This window comes from Marinobacter excellens LAMA 842, assembly GCF_001574445.1.
GTDB classification, from domain to species: domain Bacteria; phylum Pseudomonadota; class Gammaproteobacteria; order Pseudomonadales; family Oleiphilaceae; genus Marinobacter; species Marinobacter shengliensis.
The window spans coordinates 1-20009 of the sequence record NZ_LOCO01000007.1 but is presented as its reverse complement, the minus strand read 5'-3'; the positions used below and the strand labels follow the sequence as shown (position 1 = coordinate 20009).

Annotated in this window: 18 protein-coding genes and 1 pseudogene; 13 read left to right on the top strand and 6 right to left on the bottom strand. The window is 54.2% G+C overall.

All coding sequences use genetic code 11. The features are described from left to right. Positions 1 to 30 precede the first annotated feature (30 nt). From J122_RS08140 to J122_RS08130, 3 genes are read left to right on the top strand one after another with little or no spacing between them, the layout of a single operon-like run. The gene (locus J122_RS08140; RefSeq protein ID WP_061331795.1) at positions 31 to 1335 is read left to right on the top strand and encodes an acyl-CoA dehydrogenase family protein; all 1305 of its coding nucleotides are present in this window, start codon (positions 31 to 33) and stop codon (positions 1333 to 1335) included. Positions 1336 to 1352: 17 nt separating this feature from the next. Further along, positions 1353 to 2561, top strand: coding sequence for an acyl-CoA dehydrogenase family protein (locus J122_RS08135; protein ID WP_061331794.1), 1209 nt, complete (start codon positions 1353 to 1355; stop codon positions 2559 to 2561). Positions 2562 to 2614: 53 nt separating this feature from the next. Next, positions 2615 to 3622, top strand: a complete 1008-nt coding sequence (locus tag J122_RS08130; RefSeq protein ID WP_061331793.1) for a hypothetical protein — start codon at positions 2615 to 2617, stop codon at positions 3620 to 3622. Between the two features lie 23 nt (positions 3623 to 3645). Here J122_RS08130 and J122_RS08125 read toward each other — a convergent pair whose 3' ends face one another. After that, entirely contained in the window at positions 3646 to 4152 is a 507-nt protein-coding gene (locus J122_RS08125) for a shikimate kinase (protein ID WP_061331792.1), read from the bottom strand. Beyond that, positions 4152 to 5372, bottom strand: a complete 1221-nt coding sequence (gene sstT / locus J122_RS08120) for a serine/threonine transporter SstT (protein WP_061331791.1) — start codon at positions 5370 to 5372, stop codon at positions 4152 to 4154. Before sstT ends, J122_RS08125 begins: the two co-directional genes overlap by 1 nt. A 286-nt stretch (positions 5373 to 5658) precedes the next feature. Between sstT and J122_RS08115 the strand changes: the two genes are divergently transcribed. Continuing rightward, the gene (locus J122_RS08115; RefSeq protein ID WP_061331790.1) at positions 5659 to 11190 is read left to right on the top strand and encodes a site-specific integrase; all 5532 of its coding nucleotides are present in this window, start codon (positions 5659 to 5661) and stop codon (positions 11188 to 11190) included. Here J122_RS08115 and J122_RS08110 read toward each other — a convergent pair. Next, positions 11168 to 12028 carry a hypothetical protein gene (locus J122_RS08110; RefSeq protein WP_061331789.1) on the bottom strand — a complete coding sequence of 287 codons (861 nt, stop codon included), beginning with the start codon at positions 12026 to 12028 and terminating at the stop codon, positions 11168 to 11170. The genes J122_RS08115 and J122_RS08110 overlap by 23 nt on opposite strands. Positions 12029 to 12292: 264 nt before the next feature. Here J122_RS08110 and J122_RS08105 point away from each other — a divergent pair, with 264 nt between their 5' ends. Next, the gene (locus tag J122_RS08105; RefSeq protein ID WP_058091376.1) at positions 12293 to 12544 is read left to right on the top strand and encodes a hypothetical protein; all 252 of its coding nucleotides are present in this window, start codon (positions 12293 to 12295) and stop codon (positions 12542 to 12544) included. Between the two features lie 159 nt (positions 12545 to 12703). On the opposite strand, the gene J122_RS08100 is transcribed toward J122_RS08105, so the two are convergent. Then, positions 12704 to 13171 (bottom strand): nucleotidyltransferase domain-containing protein, encoded by a 468-nt coding sequence (locus J122_RS08100; protein WP_082780535.1) that lies wholly within the window; start codon positions 13169 to 13171, stop codon positions 12704 to 12706. On the opposite strand from J122_RS08100, the gene J122_RS22475 reads away from it, so the two are divergent. Next, positions 13170 to 13373, top strand: coding sequence for a hypothetical protein (locus J122_RS22475; RefSeq protein ID WP_061331788.1), 204 nt, complete (start codon positions 13170 to 13172; stop codon positions 13371 to 13373). The genes J122_RS08100 and J122_RS22475 overlap by 2 nt on opposite strands. 38 nt (positions 13374 to 13411) lie before the next feature. Here J122_RS22475 and J122_RS08090 read toward each other — a convergent pair whose 3' ends face one another. Next, positions 13412 to 14077 carry a metallophosphatase domain-containing protein gene (locus J122_RS08090; protein WP_061331787.1) on the bottom strand — a complete coding sequence of 222 codons (666 nt, stop codon included), beginning with the start codon at positions 14075 to 14077 and terminating at the stop codon, positions 13412 to 13414. Beyond that, complete coding sequence (locus tag J122_RS08085; protein ID WP_061331786.1) at positions 14074 to 14679, bottom strand: 3'-5' exonuclease; 606 nt, start codon at positions 14677 to 14679, stop codon at positions 14074 to 14076. Before J122_RS08085 ends, J122_RS08090 begins: the two co-directional genes overlap by 4 nt. Positions 14680 to 14943: 264 nt before the next feature. Here J122_RS08085 and J122_RS08080 point away from each other — a divergent pair, with 264 nt between their 5' ends. The 7 genes and pseudogenes from J122_RS08080 to J122_RS08045 form a co-directional block, all read left to right on the top strand. Next, the gene (locus J122_RS08080) at positions 14944 to 15186 is read left to right on the top strand and encodes a hypothetical protein (protein WP_061331785.1); all 243 of its coding nucleotides are present in this window, start codon (positions 14944 to 14946) and stop codon (positions 15184 to 15186) included. After that, positions 15183 to 16037, top strand: a complete 855-nt coding sequence (locus J122_RS08075) for a metallophosphoesterase family protein (RefSeq protein ID WP_061331784.1) — start codon at positions 15183 to 15185, stop codon at positions 16035 to 16037. Before J122_RS08080 ends, J122_RS08075 begins: the two co-directional genes overlap by 4 nt. A 101-nt stretch (positions 16038 to 16138) precedes the next feature. Further along, positions 16139 to 16474 carry a HipA N-terminal domain-containing protein gene (locus tag J122_RS08070; protein WP_058092321.1) on the top strand — a complete coding sequence of 112 codons (336 nt, stop codon included), beginning with the start codon at positions 16139 to 16141 and terminating at the stop codon, positions 16472 to 16474. A gap of 5 nt (positions 16475 to 16479) precedes the next feature. Then, a complete protein-coding gene (locus J122_RS08065) occupies positions 16480 to 17442 on the top strand; it encodes a type II toxin-antitoxin system HipA family toxin (RefSeq protein ID WP_156471740.1) in 963 nt (320 codons plus the stop codon). A 330-nt stretch (positions 17443 to 17772) separates the two neighbouring features. Then, the gene (locus J122_RS08060; protein WP_061331783.1) at positions 17773 to 18276 is read left to right on the top strand and encodes a hypothetical protein; all 504 of its coding nucleotides are present in this window, start codon (positions 17773 to 17775) and stop codon (positions 18274 to 18276) included. Continuing rightward, positions 18245 to 19407, top strand: a protein-coding gene (locus J122_RS08050; protein WP_156471739.1) for an IS3 family transposase whose coding sequence is annotated in 2 segments (ribosomal slippage) — positions 18245 to 18500 and positions 18500 to 19407 — 1164 coding nt in all. Because the reading frame shifts where the segments join, the coding sequence is not laid out codon by codon here. Before J122_RS08060 ends, J122_RS08050 begins: the two co-directional genes overlap by 32 nt. A gap of 138 nt (positions 19408 to 19545) precedes the next feature. Further along, positions 19546 to 19902, top strand: a pseudogene (locus J122_RS08045) (transposase); the annotation flags it as partial. Positions 19903 to 20009: the final 107 nt, after the last annotated feature.

The following is a 20009-nucleotide window of genomic DNA, read 5'->3' as shown; positions in this document are numbered from 1 at the left end:
CGATCAATCAGACAACCTCAGGAGTTCAGCGTGACCAGGGATCCAATCGGACTTGCACTCTCGATCATGAACCGGATATCCGGCAACCCTTTGCTCGATCGACTGGGCTTGAGATCTCCACTTGAACGTACGGCATACCAAGGCACTCGGACCGGTTTCCGGACCATTGCCCTGGCGGGCCGTGAGTTCAAACGGGTTCGCAACTGGCTACCCCGGAAGCGACTGCCACCCGGGGCCCCAGGCGACCTGTTTGACCTTAGCCTGGACGACGACCAGCAAATGATTGTCGACAGCCTGAAACGCCTGGCCCGGGATGTCCTCAGGCCCGCAGCCCAGGAGGCCGACGAACAGGGCCGATTGCCTGAAGCCGTTAAACACGAGGCCGCTGCCCTTGGCTTGCCCATGTACGCGGTACCCAGCGAATTCGGTGGGGTGGCCGAACAGCAGTCACCGGTGACCAGCGTGCTGATTGCTGAGCAACTGGCCTGGGGCGATATGGCTCTGGCAATTCGGCTACTGGCACCCTTCAGTGTCGCCCAGGCGATCAGTTGCTGGGGCAATGGAGAGCAACAGTCCCGCTATCTGCCGGCCTTCTGCGAGGATACGCCTCCGGTGGCCAGTCTCGCCATTGACGAACCAACGCCGCTGTTTGACCCAATGCAACCATCCACCACGGCTACCGAGACCGACCAGGGCTACCGGATTAACGGCGAAAAATCGTTTGTGATTGCAGGCGCCGAGTGCGAGTTGTTGCTGGTCTCGGCTGCCCTCAATGGCACACCCCGGGTCTTTATTATTGAAACCACTGGCCTAAACCTGGCAATAGCGGATACCCCGGGGATGGGGTTGCGCGCGGCGGAGGCCACCTCAGTCCGGTTCGACAACCTGGACGTACCGGCCGACGCACTGCTCGGCGATGACGATTTCTGTTTTCAGGCTTTCATCGACAGAGCCGCCCTGATGCGCTGCGGCCTGGCCATCGGTACAGCGCAGGCCGTGCTGGATTATGTCATTCCCTACTGTAACGACCGTCAGGCCTTTGGCGAGCCTATCAGCCACCGGCAATCGGTGGCGTTCATGATCAGCAATATGGCCATTGAGACCGACAGTATGCGCATGCTCACCTGGCGCGCCGCCAGTAGGGCCGAAACCGGCCGAAGCTTCCACCGGGAAAGCTGCCTGGCCCGTTTGCTATGCAATGAGAAAAGCATGGAGATTGGAACCAACGGTGTCCAACTGCTCGGTGGCCACGGCTTTGTCAAAGAACACCCGGTAGAGCGCTGGTATCGGGATCTTCGCTCCACCGCCACTCACCATGGCGGCGTTCACGCCTGACACCAAGGACATTCGCTATGAATCTCGACATTCCTGGAAAGTTTGCACCGATTGTTCATCAGGCCCAACAGGTGGCCCGGGAAGTTTTCCGACCGATTTCCCGACATTATGACCGCGCCGAGCACGCCTATCCCAAGGAACTGGATATGTTCGCCTCCATCATGGACGGCATGAACGATGGCGCGGCCGATGGTGGTGCTGGGGCTGGCCGCCTGGCCCGGTCCGCCGGAGACACCGGCACCGGCAACCAGAATGGCACCAACATGAAAACCGTTCTGGGTCTCACGGAACTCTGCTGGGGCGACGTTGGCCTGGCTCTGTCCATCCCTCGCCAGGGTTTGGGTAACTCCGCCATTGCCGCCGTTGCCAACGAGCAACAGCTTCAACGGTTTGGCAAGACCTGGGCAGCCATGGCGATCACCGAACCCGGTGTCGGTTCGGATTCCGCCGCCATTCGGACGACGGCCACCAAAGACGGCGACCACTATATTATCAACGGTGAGAAGATCTATGTGACCGCCGGTGAAAGGGCCAATGCCGTTGTGGTCTGGGCCACACTCGACAAATCCCAGGGCCGGGCCGCGATCAAGTCGTTCGTGGTGGAGAAAGGGACACCAGGAATGACCGTGGAGCGACTGGAGAAGAAACTGGGAATCCGCGCCTCAGACACAGCCGCTATCCGTTTTCACAATTGCCGGGTTCCCAAAGAAAACCTGCTGGGTGATCCCGAGATCAGCGTGGACAAAGGCTTTGCCGGCGCCATGCAAACCTTTGACAACACCCGACCGGTGGTCGCTGGAATGGCCATCGGAGTGGCTCGGGCCGCCCTGGAGCGCACTCAGGAAATTCTGAAGACAGCAGGATTGGACCTGGCCTACCAGCAACAAAGCTGGACAACCACCGCCGCTGTCCGGGAACTGCATTTGCTGGAAGCGGAACTGGAGGCCGCCAGACTACTGACGCTCAGAGCCGCCTGGATGGCCGACAACGGCCAACCCAACTCCAAAGAAGCGTCCATGGCCAAAGCCAAGGCCGGCCGGGTGGGTAACCAGATCACGCTCCGCTGCGTAGAGCTGTGTGCATCACTGGGGTACCAGGAAACGGAACTGCTCGAAAAATGGGCCCGGGACTCCAAAATACTCGACATTTTCGAAGGCACCCAGCAGATCCAGCTTCTGATCATCGCCCGACGATTACTCGGAAAGTCGTCCTCCGAGCTGAAATAAGCTAACCTGTCAGGGACTTATATTATGCCCCTGACCAATGACAGGTAGCCCGGATGCTCAGGATTAACCGCGAAAACCTTCGGTCCAGCCATCAGTTGATCTGGTTCCTTATCGATTTCCTGATGCTGGGCCTACTGATCATCAACCTGGCCTTTATCATCTGGGATTCGATATACAGTTTCGTTGCGGTTCAGAACCTGCTGGAAGAAAACCTCCCCGCCGTCAATGCGATCTACCAGCCGATCCATGAACGCTTTATTTTCTATGATCTGATCTTCGTCTCCATCTTCCTGACCGAGTTTTTTGTCCGCTGGGGCTACTCCGTCAAAGCCAAGGTCTACGACCGCTGGTATTTCTACCCGTTCATACACTGGTACGATCTGGTGGGCTGCATCCCCGTTGGCGGCTTCCGCTTCCTGCGGGCGCTGCGGATCATTTCGATCATCTACCGCCTGCACCAATACAAGATCATCGACTTCACCAGCACTCGCTTGTACCAGTTTGTGTCGTTCTACTACGAAGCCTTCATGGAAGAGTTATCAGACCGGATTGTTCTGAAGGTTCTGAGCGGCGTTCAGGATGAGGTAAAGCGTGGTTCGCCCCTGTTCGAACGTATCCAGGCTGACATTCTGTTCCCGAGACGGTCCATGTTGTCGGATTGGTTATCGGAACGCGTCGCCCTGGCTGCGCAGCACGGCTATATTCCCAATAGAGGTGCCCTGCGAGTCTATCTGGAAGACCGTGTAGACAACGCCCTGAAGCAGAATCTTGAACTGTCGAGACTGAAATACCTGCCGGTGGTTGGCCCAACCATACAGGACACGCTGGAAAATGCCGTTGGCGATATTGTTGCAAACGTGATCCACCAGATCCTGGAAGATCTGGCGTCTTCCAGCAATCACGCTTTTATCGAAGATATTGTGAACGTGATGCTGCCGGAGCCGGGAGAAGAGAAAGGAGCAGACCAGGAACAAGAGGCGTTGATCAACCTGATTCTGGAAGTCATTGACGCCATCAAGGACCAGGTACGAGTGAAACACTGGCGGGCAAACCTGCCGTAATCTGTCCCCCCGGACAAATACCTTCAGAGCTTGCGGATAATAGCCTCACACAACTGGTCCTGATTGAAGCCCTCCCCTTTTATGGTCAGGTCTGCATAGCGGGTGTAAAGCGCGAAACGCTCCTCGAACAACTCGGCCAGAGACTGGTCCGGCCGCCGTGAAATCCCCCGAAGGCTGTAATCGCCAATACGGTGAATCACCGTCTCCAGTGAAATGTCCAGGAACACCACAGTACCGTTGCGCTTCAAATGCTGCATTGCAGCATCACTGTACACTGCACTGCCGCCGGTACTGATCACCTGATTGTGAACGTCCAGCGCCAGCAGCACCTGCTCCTCGATCTGACGCAAGGCCACATAGCCGTCCTGATCAACAATCTCCTGCAGGGTACGGCCGGCCTGCTCCTGAATCAGCAGGTCGGTGTCGATGAACCCCATGCCAAGGCGCTTGGCCACCAGCACACCAATGGTGCTTTTGCCACTGCCGGGCATGCCGATGAAAATCAGATTGCGGCCAGTAGGATCCAACATCACACCCGATCCTCCGCCGCATGGCAGGCGGCTGCGGTAAACAGGACATCGGTGGAGGAATTCAGCGCCGTTTCGGTGGAATCCTGCACCACGCTGATTACAAACCCGATGGCCACCGCCTGCATGGCAACCTCGGCGGAGATGCCGAACAGACTGGTAGCCAGAGGAATCAGCAACAAGGAACCACCTGCCACTCCGGACACGCCGCAGGCTGCAACCGCGGATACCACGCAAAGCAGCAGCGCCGTTGGCAAGTCAACCGGAATGCCGAGCGTATGGGCTGTGGCCAGGGTAATCACCGAGATGGTAATGGCTGCTCCGGCCATATTGATGGTTGCCCCCAGCGGGATAGAAATCGCGTAGGTGTCCGGGTCGAGTTTCAGGCGCTCACACAGGTTGAGATTGACCGGAATATTGGCGGCCGAACTGCGGGTAAAAAAGGCGGTAATCGCGCTCCCCCGCAGGCAGGTAAACACCAGGGGGTACGGGTTCCTTCGTGTGTAAGCAAAGACGATCAATGGATTGGTCACCAGCGCCACAAACAGCATGCAGCCCACAATCACGGCCAGCAAATGACCATACTCGAGCAGGGCCGCCACACCAGACTCCGCCAGGGTATTGGCGACAAGGCCAAAAATGCCCAAAGGTGCCAGCCGGATGACCAGCTTCACGATACCGGAAACAGCGTCAGACAAATCGTTCAGAACCGACCGGGTAGCATCGCCGGACTGTCGCAACATCAACCCAAGGCCGATAGCCCAGGCCAGAATGGCAATGAAGTTCGCATCCATCAGTGCCGTGACCGGATTGGTAACCACACTCAAAACCAGGTTCTGCAGAATCTCAACAATGCTGCCCGGCGGATTGCCGGCCACTTCCGGCACATCCAGAGTAAGCTCAGAGGGGAACACAAAGCTGGCAACAACGGCCACCACAGCGGCCAGCAGGGTGCCAACCACATACAGCAACAACACCCCGCGAATGTGGGTAGGTTGCCCCTTCTGATGGGCAGCAATAGCCGACGCCACCAGTACAAATACCAGAATCGGCGCCACGGCTGTCAGAGCCGAAATGAATAATTGCCCAAGCAGCGATACTGACCGCGCCGCCTCTGGCGCAACAATGGCCAACAGTATGCCGGCAAAAATGCCGATGGTAATTTGGGGGATCAAGCCCATTTGCAGTAACGGGCGGAGGAAAGCGGGCAGCCGGCTGGACATGTAAAAGCTCCTGTTTGTTGACTAAGGGGCCGTCCACCAGGCGGGCACACCCATCGGCGACCTTCAGATCGGTAAATCGTATTTTTTGGATACAAAAAGCAAAAAGGCAGATCAGTTAGTACTGATCTGCCTTTTTTATTGGTAGCGGGGGCTGGATTCGAACCAACGGTTATGAGAAGGACAGCGATAGCGACTTATAAATAGTCGCTAAAATACCTAAGATTGCATTAAATCACATGATAAGTGATGATTGCTCATAATTTCGCCATGGCATTAAGAGCAATCAATGACAAAAGAAGTGGCGCAGGATTGGCACAGATCTTCGGTGGCTGTTGCGGACAATATGACCTTAAGGCTCGGAGAGCGCTTTGGTGACCTGTGTCATTGGGCGGTAGATCAAGGACTGGAGTTTCCGGTCGAGCTGAGTTTCCACATCCTAGGCTTAGACGAGTTCACGGTTGGCTTTGAAAACCTGGTGCAGGAGTTACGGCATCCTGAATCCGAGTCCATCCTCTCAGACTGGTCATTCAACCCAGTTGTCCACGAGCTGAAGAAATTCGCTGACGGGTTTGCCTCTGATTCAAGGTTACCCAAACTCTACCCCAGCATTGGGCACGGCGGGGGTGCTAAGAGGAACAAGCGACAGTTCAAAGATCTCGCAAGCCGAACTTTTTTGTTGAGCTTGATTGTTAACCCGCTGGCCGTTAACACGGATGAGGAAGTCTTTTGTAATCGACGGCGCTTGCGGATCTGGCTCATTGTTCATGCAGCTATTCGGCTCATTGATTTTGGTTGTGTTGCAGATACCTCTGTTAGCAGTGCGGCCAGGTTCTTACAAGCCGACTCGCTCGACAGTCGTTGGGCATTGATTGACGAGTTGCTGGGTAGAACAAAGAAGCTGATCGGCTCCGCTCCACATTCCTTTGAGAACTTCACCTCTGCAATGGAGAATGCGGCAGGTGTGATGAGGGAAGTAAAGTCTCGCCCGAAAAGCCATAACGAATTTCTCAATGCGATACTCTCCATCGCAAGTGGCTCGTGTCGCCAAATCGAATCGCGAACTTCAGCAAAAACCACTGCGATTCCCCTCCATTTAAAATCCAAATCCTCCCCGATTGATGAGTTGCCGTTCGAGTCTGGAGACTCGGCGTACAGTGTTATCCCCTCGGTTTCTGATGACGATGAGGGCGAAACCTTTTCGTACGTCACCGAAGTTGATCCAACGGATAGTGCGGCCCAGCAAACTCTCAGCTCCGGAAGTGTGTTCATGCAGACGATGGAGCTGGCCCATTATCTGCCGTGGACCTGGGATCGCCTTTTGCCTCCTGAGGTTCAGTTGGTCGAGTCCTGGGTTGAGCGCACATTGCAAACGATGGACAGGAGAGACCGGTTTGGCGGTGTTCTGGTTTGGGCAGCCATGCAGTTATCTCGGTCACTTCAGCTGGTTGAGCGAATACCAATTGGAACCGAGATGGCCGATGAATGGAGTCTGAGCCCAGACTTCATGTTTCTGAAGCGGCGATCGCCGAGACGCCACAGTGCGTGGCGTCCTGATGAGGTTAGTCGGAATCTCGTCGAGCCATTCCGTGACGATCTAACCATCATCGTTCCAGAAAGGATTAAGCAGTCCCTGGAGTGGGTGGTTGATGCTAACGAGTCTAGTACGGAGCTAACCCTAGGGGCGGTTTGGAATAGGCTGTCGGAGATCAAGCTGGAAACCTGGTTCAATGGCCAGGCTGAGAAGCACTTTCCTCGGGTCACCAGCGCAAAGTTGGCGCAATGCAAAGGTCAGCAGTTATTCGGTCGAAGCGGAGACTTCAGCTTTTCACGGTTGTTAGCGTCACACCCGAGAAGCGCACTTCCGGGAGCTTGTAGCTATGCCACTTGGGACGTTAAAGCGATCGAAAAAGGCTTACAGCTAGAAGTAACGCAAGGGCCCAACGAGCAAGACTCCATTCATGTGATGGGAAGTCTTCTGGCCCCGCTTGAGTCGGTTCTGTCCGAGGAAATTCAGAAAGCCACGGAAAAGCTCGAGCAAGCAAGTGGGCGTGGGCTTGTTTTTTATCACAATACGCTGGCCCAATACGTTGTAACGGCACTTTATGCTGCAAGCGGCGCCCGCCCGCTGAGGGATCCATTTGAATCGATTCGTCACTTCTCGTTCGCGTGCCATTGCGTCTACATCAACGACAAGAATGATGAAGGGCTCCATAACGGTCGTTTGGTGCCATTACCGCAGGCTGCGATGGAGCTGCTGGCACTCTATCTTGGTCATCTGAACCACTTGAGTCAGGCTATCGGTACCCACCGTCCAGAGTTGGCGGAGCAAATAGCCGACATGGTCCAGGGGCGCCCGGCCACGCCAAGCATACCGTTGTTTTTTCTTCTTGATGATCATCTTCGCTGGCACTCCATGGCTGATGCAGCTGACCTGGGTTGTTCGCTGTTCGACTGGGGTCTGCCCAATAACTTGTTTCGCCATAGGTATGCCCAGCGGCTATTGAAAGAAGGGGTTGACCCGGAAGTCATCGAAGGGTGGATGGGGCATGCGGAACGCGGGGCGGCAAGTTATGGTGATTTTTCCGCCCGCTGTTGGGCAGAAGACGCAAAGCACTATCGCGAAGTGATTGAACAGGTGGTTCGTTCACTGCCCTTTGCGCTTCCAGCATCAGTCCAGGAGCCGCCCCTGCTGTTTCTAGCCGAAACCCCACCAGGAAGCTATAGAGAGCCCGAAATGTTTGGGCAGAGAGCCAGAGCCCGTGAGCGAAAGAAAAAACTCAAAGCCGCGATTCAACAAGCGCGGGCAGATATTGAGCTGATCCTGAATGGGCGATCACTCAACGAAATCAGTGATAACGAACTGGTCCGGCTGAGTACCCGGATGCTGTTGAGAGAAAACCACTTGCCGCATCCGCAGGCCAGCGTTCGTTTTCGGGTCTTTACCAAGCTCATGACAAAACCCGAGCAAGAGACCGATTCTATAACTGAAACTGAGCCCGAAGGTGGCGACCAGAAAGTACGGGATGGGGCGCTGGCCTCTGGCGCAGCAAGACAGAAAATACTGAAAAAACGGCTCATCAAGGTCAGCGATGAGCGATCGTTGATAAACCCAGACATTGCAGCGTCTCTGACGGTGTATGGCCATTTGCAACACTGGGCTGAGTTAACCAACAAATCCTCGTTTAAGGCGGCGCTATCGAAATCCCGAGCCCTTTGCGTGGGAACCGTGCTGTTGTCAGTGGAAAAGCGACTCGGCTACCAGCAGTTATTGCTCGATGTGATCAAGGGCGATAATTTTCGTCTGATACAACACAGGCGTCAGTATTTCTTTGAGTATAGCGAAACGCTTACGGCGGATGATTTCGTTTTGCCGGTTCAGAGGCTTGAGGTCAGTTTTAAGGTTGCCAGCTTGCTGGCCCACGGGCGGGGTAAGAAGAATGATGTCACTCTGCCGGCTCCTAGAGATATCATCGAATTCAAGGGCCTGTTGGCGATCTATCATGACAACCATTCAGGTCATCCTGATCCATCAATGTTGGAACTGATTGACTGGCTGTGCAATGTCATCAATCAATCCAACCTAGCTGATATGCCTGGCATCGTTGCGGCAGCGTTGAGTGACCGCGCGCCACCCACCAGTGTTTCTCTATGGGATTTCGCCCGCATCCTTCATGACCGCGTTATTGATTTGCCAAGTGACGAGGCTCAGGCTGCCGAACTTCCGTCAAGACTTCCTGCGCGCCTACGAGATCAGGAAACCGATAAGACGCGACTCCAGGAAAACGCAAAAACCTTCACGCAACTCGTCACGGCGGCATTGAATGATTATGAGCCGCGACAGTCCAAAGCCCTTGAGTGCGATAATAGTATTCAAACGATTTGCGAGAACTATCGCGGCTTGATCAGCCCGAGCATTATTCTCAGTGGACTATGGATTGCCGATCATGCTCGGCGTGGAAAAGCGAAATGGCGAAAGAGATTTGATCCTTTCGCCAGGAACACGCTGACGACGTATTGGAGCTTGTTGTCCCCGGCGGTTAGGGGCTTGCTGTATGACGTTGATTTGGTGGGCCTCGACAGCGATGAGATCACGGAACTGTGCGCCGAAATGCTGGAGTACAAAACTCTAACATCCCGGTACACCGGAGCGTTCGGGAAAAGACTCAAGGATTTTTTTAATTGGGCCTCACGGTACGGCGTGGCCTCGCCTGAGTGGGATGAGCTGGATATCACCAGTGATTATCGGTCGGTGAGCCCTGGGCTAATTACTGAAACTGAGTACCAGGCTGCGCAACAGGTCATTCAGGAAGACGGTAGTCTGGAGGTCGATGATAAGAGGATGCTGGGATTTGTTCTTCTCCTGACCTACCGTTTTGGCTTGCGAGCCAAGGAGGCAATCAATCTATTGCGCAGAGATTGGTGCGAAGATGAGCGGTTCCACTGGGTCCTGGTTCAAAATAACCAGTACCGGAAATTGAAAAGCAAACCAAGTCGTCGTGCTGTGCCTTTGCTTTTCACGCTGTCTGAGATCGAGCAAGATCTCATTGATGGTGTTCTGGCCCGCTATCAAACGATTGCCTGGCCAGAAACCAATCGGCCCATTCTCTGTGAGACCTCGGACAAAGGGGTTCCGGTGCTCACCAGTCTTGCGCCGCGGATATCCGAGGCGTTGATTCGTATTCTTCGCAGTGTCACGGGCAATCCCACACTGGTTCTTCATCACTGTCGCCACAGTTTTTACAACCGGATTGTTCCAGCGCTGTTCGGCCTCGATAGCCCTCTGTCGAATAAGCTAACTGACGTCCTCGATCATCCTGCCTTGAAACGTTTGATACTGGGTGAAGCGGATGGTGTCTCACGTCGAAGTGCAATGGCTGCAGGCCGCTTGATGGGGCATCGCTTTCCGAGTACAGGGCTCAAAAATTACTGTCACCTGGTGACGGATTGGATCGATCGGTTGACTCCGGTAGTCCACCAGCGAGCCCGCAAGTTAGCCGGCGTTGTTCAAATTTCCGAACTGCCAACGAGACCGGCAACGGCCTCTCCGGAAATGGTAGCTGCACTGGATTACCCGGCCCCTACGTTAGGTGCCCTCTTGAGAACACTTCGGCTTGTGGGGTTGGGGCAACGCTACGAGCGGGCCGCAGAGCTCATGAAGATTCATCCTAACGTTCAGGCGCAGTTGAAGTCCCTCATCAACCTAGCAAACAATCGCATGAGGTTCAGCTCACCCACTGACAAAAACGTAAAACTGAAGGGTGAGGATTGTCCTAATGCTCTGCTGGAGACCCTTTCGGATCAAGCCTGGAGTAGATTGATCCATCACGCTGAGTCTTTAAGTGAAGAAAAGGTCCTTGGTTGGAGCGGTGTCTCGGCCGATTACCTGGATGAACTTCGCTACATGGTGAGCCCAAATCGCCAGCTGCTCATGTACCAGGCTTCACATTTCGCATTGGCAAAACACGTTACGGATTTGTTTCAAGTACCGAGTAGTCAATTTAAGGTTGTTGCAAAAAATGGACACGCGGAGATCATGACCGAAATGCGGGCTGCTGGTTTCGATGTGCTTCCGGACTCCTCAATCAGATTCAACCTGGATGGCTTTCCAGTGTATATGAATGATCGACGCACGAATGCTCGCGTGACCGACTATGGCGGCCTGATACTCTCGCGATCTAAGACTGGAATTGTGCGCAATTCGTTTGAGCTCGCTCTGGCATTTCTCGCTGTCGGTGTACTGATCCAAATAGACCCCGGCACCATCAGTACCGCCCAGGGCGACAGTCAGTGGCGCTCTACAGCGCCAACTGACTGCTAGCGATTTTTGTCTGAACCTCCCCCTCGGTAACTGGCCGGATATCCTTCACGTAGCGTCTGACAACGCCTCTGAGGTCTTGTCTCTTGCACACGGTTACCTCAATAGCCTTGATGGGCGCGAGAAAAGCTTCAGCAGCGATGCGCAGCTGGTTTTCCTGTTCAGCGGTGTATGTGTCTGTGCGGTCCGTCTGAGGTTGCCCCATATCGTTGAGCTTCCGAAGAAAGATGGATAAATCGTCCGCTTTGATCCCATCGGATAGTGCCAGAAAAACCTCGTCACTCGAGTCTATGACCTCCGATAGGGCCGGTTTGATTTTGCCCTGAATGGGAAGTGATTGGAGACCTGAATTGGGAAACGAACACTCAAACGGTGCGGTGATTGTCTGATTTTTATGTTGTCGACGGTACTCTGTGGCTGCCGCCCCCACAAACTTGCGTTGCTGGGCGGTAAGATTGCTCGAGGGCGGTGAGAAAATATCCGCTCCGAACTCCAGAATTGACGAGGTAAACTCTAACAGTACCTGACGCAGCTGCTCTATCGTATAATCGCCGACGTGCCCTGATGCCGAGTTTACGAGGAGAAGGATAAAAAATGGGTCTGCCGGATCCCAAGCTTCTATTAAGCAGTCTTGGGATGTAAATGTCAGTTCGTTCTCCAACATGAACGTTTCGGCATAATCCTCAAATAACGCACGCACCCCTCCGAGGAAATTATCGAGCGCAGGATTTTTGGTGCGCTTCCGATTAATACGGTACACATGATCTGAAAGTGGACTAAAGGCGCTGTTTTTTAGTCGGATGGACGTTATGATGCTTCCTAACGAATGAAGTTCCTGCATGCATGATCCTCAACATTGGTAAACTTGGGAACACTTTGAATTTTCGTCTGTGTATAGACTTTTAACACACGCAGTGAGCCCACTGAGGAGTGGACGGCCATACGCAGGCGTTCTTGTGTCGTTTTGGAAACTTTGGGGTTTTTCCGCACATTTTTATGGGATGTCGAACATCGAATGCAGCAATGTTGAACGGTGTCATTCCCAATCTGCTATGGATAAAACTGCTAAATTTGGGCGAAGATCAGGATTGAAGGCCTCCCTCCGATGGATGATCCCGCAGAGAAGACTGGCAACATCGAAAACTACATCCGGCATTTAGCCCGGCAGAATGGCGTGACTTATCAGCGACTACCTGATGACGACATTGCCACGGTTGCCACTCGCCTCACAGGCGACGAAGTTGTCACTGACGATGTTGAGGATCTGATTGTTGCTCTGCGCAGAGCCAACGTGATCAGTGGCGAGCAGATGGTGGAATTGCTAGGTCGTTATTTGCGAAACACCTACAGCTCCTGAGGAGTGGTTGGGTCCCATACAAACTTAAGCGGCGTTGTGCCTATTAAGGCCCGAATGGGGAATACTGCGATCGATCTTCTCGGACGCTCGTGTCCCATTTTACAAGAGCTCATTTTTCGTGGACGTGCCTTAAGAGAAGCCAGGAATTGTCGGCAGGTGTCATCTCTGCCAGAGAATAATGCCATCCCGTGCGACGGCATGAAGCAGTTCAGGATTGGAGTAGTTGTCTGGATTACACCACTCACTCTCCCAAACCGGCAGGGCCTGAATCAGAACGCCGGTTTCAGTGAGCACATCAAACGCCAGGGCAGCCATCGCCAGCTTGGTATCTACGAAATCACCGGGCTGTCCAACCAGAATAACCGCTACGTCCGCGTCGCTTTCGTCGTGATAATCGCCTCGGGCTCGGCTGCCAAACAGGATCAGTTGAACGGCGTCGAACTGATCGGTCAGTTTGTCGCAAAACACCAGAACCGCATTCCGGATGTCCACCTGGTCACCCATCACAGTTTGTTCCAGGCCGACCGATGTTGCCTGATCCCACTCCCGAACTGCCTCCGGCATGGGCGCGTTTAGATCACACTGGGCTATGAGGTCATCCAGGTGACAGGTCTTCTTCTCTGTCATGACGTTACCTCCGGTGGCCTCGGCGACCATGGATTACCGCGGCTGGCAGCCTTTTGGTTTCTGTATTGGAGAACCGGTCCAGCGTCTGATATTCGCCATCCCACTCCTGAGCACGCCGGTACCGGACAACCTGTTCGGGGGTGAGCTCGACAATGTCATCAAAGCCAGTTTCGTAGCCCTCAACGAGCACTGGCGTTTCTGACGGTAGCTTTTGTAGCTGTGCGATCAGTTCTTCGGCTGTCATTCTGCGTCCCCTATTGAACGTTGGCCACCTCCAAGATCAATCACGATCGGCGAGTTCCGCGGCTCATACCGTGCGTTGCAGGTGCTTGCATTGATCAACTTTGCTTGTCCCTGCTGGTATTCCCCGTAGCCTTCATGGATGTGGCCAAAAATGTGTACTTTGAGTGCAAGTTCCTGAATGCGATCAAGGAGGTCAGCACAACCAACGTTCTGGCTTTTGAACCCCATATTGGCTTCGTCACCAATGCCTCTGGGTGGCCCATGGGTGATCAGCACATCAGTATTGTCCGGGATGAGCCGCCATTTCTGGTTTAGCGGTTCGCCCCGCTCCAGCATAAACGCCCAATCCATGAACGTGGGTGTCCAGGGAGAACCCCAGAGTCGGACACCTTCGATCTCGACCCCGCTGTCTTGCAGATAAATGGCGTTGGTCAGGGCTTGCCGTGCCAGTTCCGGGGTTTCCTGGAAGGCCCAGTCGTGGTTGCCAGCAATCACGATTTTATACCGGTGCGGCAGCGTTCCCAGCCAGTCGTTAAAATCTTCGATGTTCTCCAGCGTGCCTTGCCCCAAACAGTCACCCGCATGAATGAACACATCGCCGTCTGGGATCTCGGGGATTCGCCAGTGCAGACTGTGGGTATCTGATATGCAGACCAGCTTCATTCGGAGATCTCCGGTGGAGTTAACAGTTCAGATTCCAAAGACCAATCCATAAACGGTAACAGCCTCACGATATTGCGGGCATCGTCTAACCCGCGATGGTGGTTGCCCTCAAAGGTCAGGTCGTGGAATGCCAGGGCACTGCTCAGCCCGGTCTTTTTCTTTTGGCCCGTGGTACGGCGCCACAGTCTTTTGAGGTTCAAGTGTGGGTAGTTCAATAGCAAAGGCCTGGCATCGTCTAATTGGCTTTGAGCCAACAGATGCAGGCGATCGTAGTTCCCCCAGCTGCACCACAGGAAATCCTCCGACGGGCTTCCAAGCCATTCGTTCAGTAACTGAATTGCCCGTGGGAAATCCGGCGCCTCAACAACCATCGCCTGCGTGATGCTGGTGAGCTCCGCACAGAATCCACTGAGAACCGGGTATCGAGTGGGGCGCACCAGAAACGACTGGCTATCCAACACCTGCCCTTCCCGGGTGGCCAGCGCACATCCGAGCTCAATGATCTCCATGTTCTCGATGCTCTGTGGCTCGCCATCGGGCGTGCGCTGGTCGCCCCAACAGGTAGCTTCCAGATCGATCACGAGAAGGGTTTCAGGTTTCATCTCTCGGGCACTCGCACGGTGTGGCTGATTTTTGGGCCGTTGCCATCAGACATTTGTGAAGGCGTCACCCGACTTTTACCCAAGATGCCTCAAAAAAATCTCAAATACAATTGTATGCGTTGAGCATACTTGTTGATTTTATTGGCTTTTTCAAAAAATCATTTGTAGATTTTTTTTGCCGGGCGGCCTATCGTTAAAGGAGCATTTTCTGGCGCGCCCATCGTTGGCGAGAGACCGAAAAATGATTCCGGATGGAGATAAAGAATGGTCAAGCGGCTCACAGAGGGCGAATTGCTAAAAGGTCTGAATGCCCACACAGTTCATGCGGATGAGCTGGCTCAGCCCCTTGAGCAGGAGCTCACACCATTGGAAAAGCTCCGTGGGTCGGTGAAGAAGTATGACCACCCGACCGACCCTGTCTGGGATGAGTTCTTTGACAGTGAAGGCGTCAGCGAGGATTTTATGGAGGATCGCGATCAACCGTCGAACCGAGAGCGTGATGAGTGAATAGCCAGTCGCGTCACGAAGGCTCGCTCGTCATTACGGGCATCGAGACCACACCCTTTCACGAACTGCCTTACCAAACCAGTGGCGCTCGGCAACCTCAACGATGCCGGCTGTCCTTCCACCGGGCCTTTGCAAACGGCATTCCGCCGGGCATTCAATCGTTGGTGTTCGTGTCGGATCTGCAGGGCCGCGAAATTGGAGGTGCCAATCGATTGCTTGGTGAGGTCGTCGCGGATGAGTTAAACGCCCTAGTGGAAACTGGCCAGACTCCGCGGCCGGCCGCCATCTTCGCTTGTGGCGATCTTTATGACTACCCGGATTGCCATAAACGCGGCGGCTCGGGGCCCGTGGATGCTGTGTTTGAGGCGTTTACCAGGGCGGCGTCACGCGTGATTGGCGTTCTGGGCAACCACGATGAATTAACCGACCCCCAGCGACTTTCAAATGCAGTCGATCTTCTTGATGGCGATGTTGTTGAGGATGTCTATGGGCTCACCGTTGGTGGCGTGTCCGGTATCGTTGGCGATCCACATCGCAGTCAACGAAGAAGCGCTGAGTCGTTCTTACAGATGACGGAAAGTGTGACGGATCAAAAGCCCGATATCCTTCTGCTCCACCAAGGGCCAACCGACCCGAGTCGCCCGGACCGACGGGGAGATCACGATCTTGAGCTTTCCCTACGTTCTGGTTTTGAGGGCCTGACAGTGTTCGGCCATACACGATGGGAGGAGCCCTGGCTGATTCCGATGGGGGAGGGGCAAGTATTAAACGTGGACGGGAGAGTTGTTGTAGTGGTGCCAAACCAGGACACCGGTGAGCAAGAGCAGGACGAACGGTCTTCTAAAGCGTAAGGTCGATGACAAAGCAGCTGGCGTAGGCCTGGTCAAAAGAGCGGCCACGACAGTCGTAGATTAGAAATTTTTGGTTGTTCCGAAGAGATGGAGATACCCGCTTGCCCAACAACATCAATGCTACCGTGAAATTCCACGACCGTATCGCGGGTAAACTTTCGCGGCGGGGCGGACTTTTCACGTTTCAGTACGATCCAGAATTTCTTGCCGGCGCCTCGGAGCCACTGAGCCTGAGCCTTCCCCTTCAACTCGAGCCATTTGTATCTGACACGCTCCATGGTTTCTTTAGCGGTTTGATCAGTGAGGGCTGGCTCCGGCGGCTACAGTCTTTCTCACAAAAGATTGATGAAACCGACGAATTGCGACTGCTGGTCAACAATGGCCGTGATCTCTCGGGAGCTGTAACCATCGAACCGCTTGAGAACGCACTATCGTGAATTGCTTGACCTGCCTGCAACCGCTCCCTGAAGGCCATTACATTCAGCATCATTCATCCTGCCTGGAAACGCTGTTCGGCAGCAGCACACTCAATATCGAGCTGGCCGCGGACAGACGAGCGCTCACACAGTCCCTGCCATCGTTTGCTTCGGGTTATTCAATCGCGGGCGTCCAAATGAAGTGCCATCTCACCATCAACGATGGCGGGCTTAACCTGGCTGACGTGGGCGGAACTTTTATCCTCAAGCCATCGCCGGAACGGTACCCTTTTGCGGCCGAGAACGAGCACGCCTCAATGGTGCTGATGAGGAACCTTGGATTCGACGTGCCACCGTGCTCCCTCCTCTCATTGGGCGACGGCCACAAGGTCTTCGTCATTCGACGCTTCGACAGAACAACTGATGGTAAAAAGATCCACCAGGAAGACGCGATGCAGGCACTTGGGGCTTCTAACCTGCGATCTGAGAACAAATACACCGCCGCTAGCTATCAGGTGGTACTAGAGCTGGCAATTAAACATGGCGGTTTGCCTTCCGGCCTGGAGCTTTTCCGCAGGTTGGTCTTTAGCTACCTCATTGGCAACGACGATCATCATATGAAAAACATTGCCTTCGTGAAACAACCATTCAGATTGGCTCCGGTATACGATGTTCTTGCCTCGTCCTTGTTCTCGAATTCACCTCTGTCGTCGACCATGGCTCTAAGTTTTTTGACCCATGGCGAACCGGAGTACTTACAACAAATGGGAAATGGGTTTTATTCCGGCGGGGACTTCGTTCAATTGGCCGAGGCGGCCGGGCTGGATGCGCCAGTAGCTCGAGAAACCATCCTCAATCTTGTCGCAAAAATTAAAGCTGAGGCACCAAAAACAGTTCAGACCTCCCTCATGCCACCAGACATGAAAGATCATTATTTAGATCTGGTTAAACGCCGCGCACGGTTCGTCGAACTTTTAGATCTCGGATAACAGCCCTTGCGCATACCGTTCCCAAACTCAGGATCCGGATTTCTCCAACTCTGGGTAGACCTAAATAGGGGACCGGGTTCATTCGGCGTTTCCTGAAGGCCCAGGACCGGATTATTTCTCGATGCGTTAGACGCCGCAGAAAGGTAAGAAAGGCCTACATATACCCTTCGAAGCACACTTCTCGATCTTGCGATCAATAAAGACCGCCTGCCAGCCCCGCTGAAGCTGTCAGAAAACGGGCGCTTTGCCACCTACTATGCTCCGTTTGAGTTCGTTAACAGTTCAGCCAAGGTGGTCATTTGCGGGATTACCCCTGGTATTCAACAAGCAGTGATTGCGCTACAAACCGCAAAGGAAGGACTCCAAGCAGGTCTGCCGACTGGCGAGATACTCGAACGTGCCAAACACTCAGCCAGTTTTGCCGGAGCAATGAGACGCAATCTGACGGAAATGATGGACTTCATTGGGCTACAGCGCTGGCTGGGTTTGAAGAGTTGCGGAGACCTATTTCAAACTCGACAGGACCTGGTGCACTTCACCTCCGCATTGCGGAATCCAGTTCTTGATCAAGGGAACAATTTCTCGGGCGGCCGAGCCATGATTTCAAGCAGCTACCTTTGGGATCAAATCCAGACCGGTCTCGTGACGGAGATCAAATCGTTGCCTGAAGACTGCGTGTTCATTCCTCTCGGCCAGGGTGTCGATGCCGTATTCGAGAAACTTGCCAGTGAAGGGTGTAGTGGTTCAATGATTCCGGACACCAATGTAGGTGGTAAGATCGCCACCATAAGCGAGGTGTCTGATGACCAGAAAACGACGTTCCTTTACTCCTGAGTTCAAACAGGAAGCAGCCAGCTTGGTGCTGGATCAAGGTTACACCATTGCCCAGGCTTGTACGTCCTTGGGCGTAGGTGAAAGTGCTTTGCGGCGCTGGGTTCAACAGCTGACGGATGAGCGAGAAGGCATTACCCCAAAGGGGAAAGCTTTGACCCCGGAGCAGCGACGGATTCAGGAGCTGGAAGCCCGCTGCAAGCGCCTTGAGATGGAGAAGACCATACTAAGAAAGGCTACCGCTCTCTTGATGTCGGACGACCTGAATCGTACGCGCTGATAGACCAATTGAGTGAGCAAATGCCTGTTGAAATGGTCTGCAATGCGTTCGATATCAGCCGCTCCAGCTATTACGAATACCGCCAACGGCGGAACCATATAGACGTTGAGCGTCTGGCTCTGAAGGCTCAGGTAAACCGCCTGTTCACTAAGAGCCGAAGCTCTGCCGGCAGCAGAACAATCAAGGGCATGCTCAATGACGACGGCGTTGTCATCGGGCGCTTTAAGGTTCGACGATTGATGAGTGAGCTGGGACTGGTCTGTAAGCAGCCAGGCCCTCACGCCTATAAGCAGGCCACCGTTGAGCGACCGGATATCCCGAATCACCTGGATCGTGAGTTTGCGGTAGAGCAGCCCGACGAGGTCTGGTGTGGTGACATTACGTACATCTGGAGCGGCCAGCGATGGAGTTATCTGGCTGTGGTACTGGATCTGTACGCCCGGCGAGTTGTTGGTTGGGCCATGTCATCCAGTCCGGATGCGGACCTGGTTGTAAAAGCTCTGGATCACGCCTGGGAACAGCGTGGTCAGCCAGAGAAAGTTATGTTCCACTCGGATCAGGGAAGTCAGTATGCCAGTCGTAAGTTCCGTCAGAGGCTCTGGCGCTATCGAATGACACAAAGCATGAGCCGGCGCGGCAACTGCTGGGACAACGCCCCGATGGAAAGGCTGTTCCGGAGCCTGAAATCCGAATGGATACCGGCCCTGGGATATCGGAACTTGCCCGAGGCAAAAAAAGATGTAGGTGGCTATCTGATGGACTACTACAACCGGCAAAGGCCTCATACGTTCAACGGTGGCATTTCTCCCGTTGCAGCAGAGGAAAACCTTAAAATACTGTCCGGGATTAGTTGACCACTACAAAAGCCCGAAGGTCTACCAAGGTAAGCCCAATGATTGCCTAACACGAATCCTCGCGAGCCTGTAAACCAAATTGTGTAACTGCCCACGACTGAGTAATCTTTTCAAAAGGATACCATCGTGGGTACACAAGTGGACCAAGAAAAACTCAAAGCTATGGCTGCCGAGCTGGCCGAGGACATCAAGTCTGAAAAAGATCTCGGAGCCCTCACACAGCAGCTGGTCAAGCTCACCGTCGAGACCGCACTCAACGCCGAACTGGATGAGCATCTTGGATACGAGAAGCACGCTCTTGAAGGCCGTGGCACCGGCAACAGCCGTAACGGCTATTCTGCCAAGCGCCTGAAGGGCCAACACGGCGAAGTACCGATACAGGCTCCCCGTGACCGGGACGGCTCCTTCGAGCCTCAGTTCGTCCGTAAAGGTCAGTCCCGCCTGACCCAGATGGATGACCAGGTCCTGGCTCTTTACGCCAAGGGCCTGAGCACCCTGCGTAAACCGCTGAAGGTTGCCACCCATTCCATGTGAAGCCTGCCACCCGGACCGGAGCAAGGCTGCCACCCATCGGAGCGTAGCGACGCGGGGTTTCTCTTCTT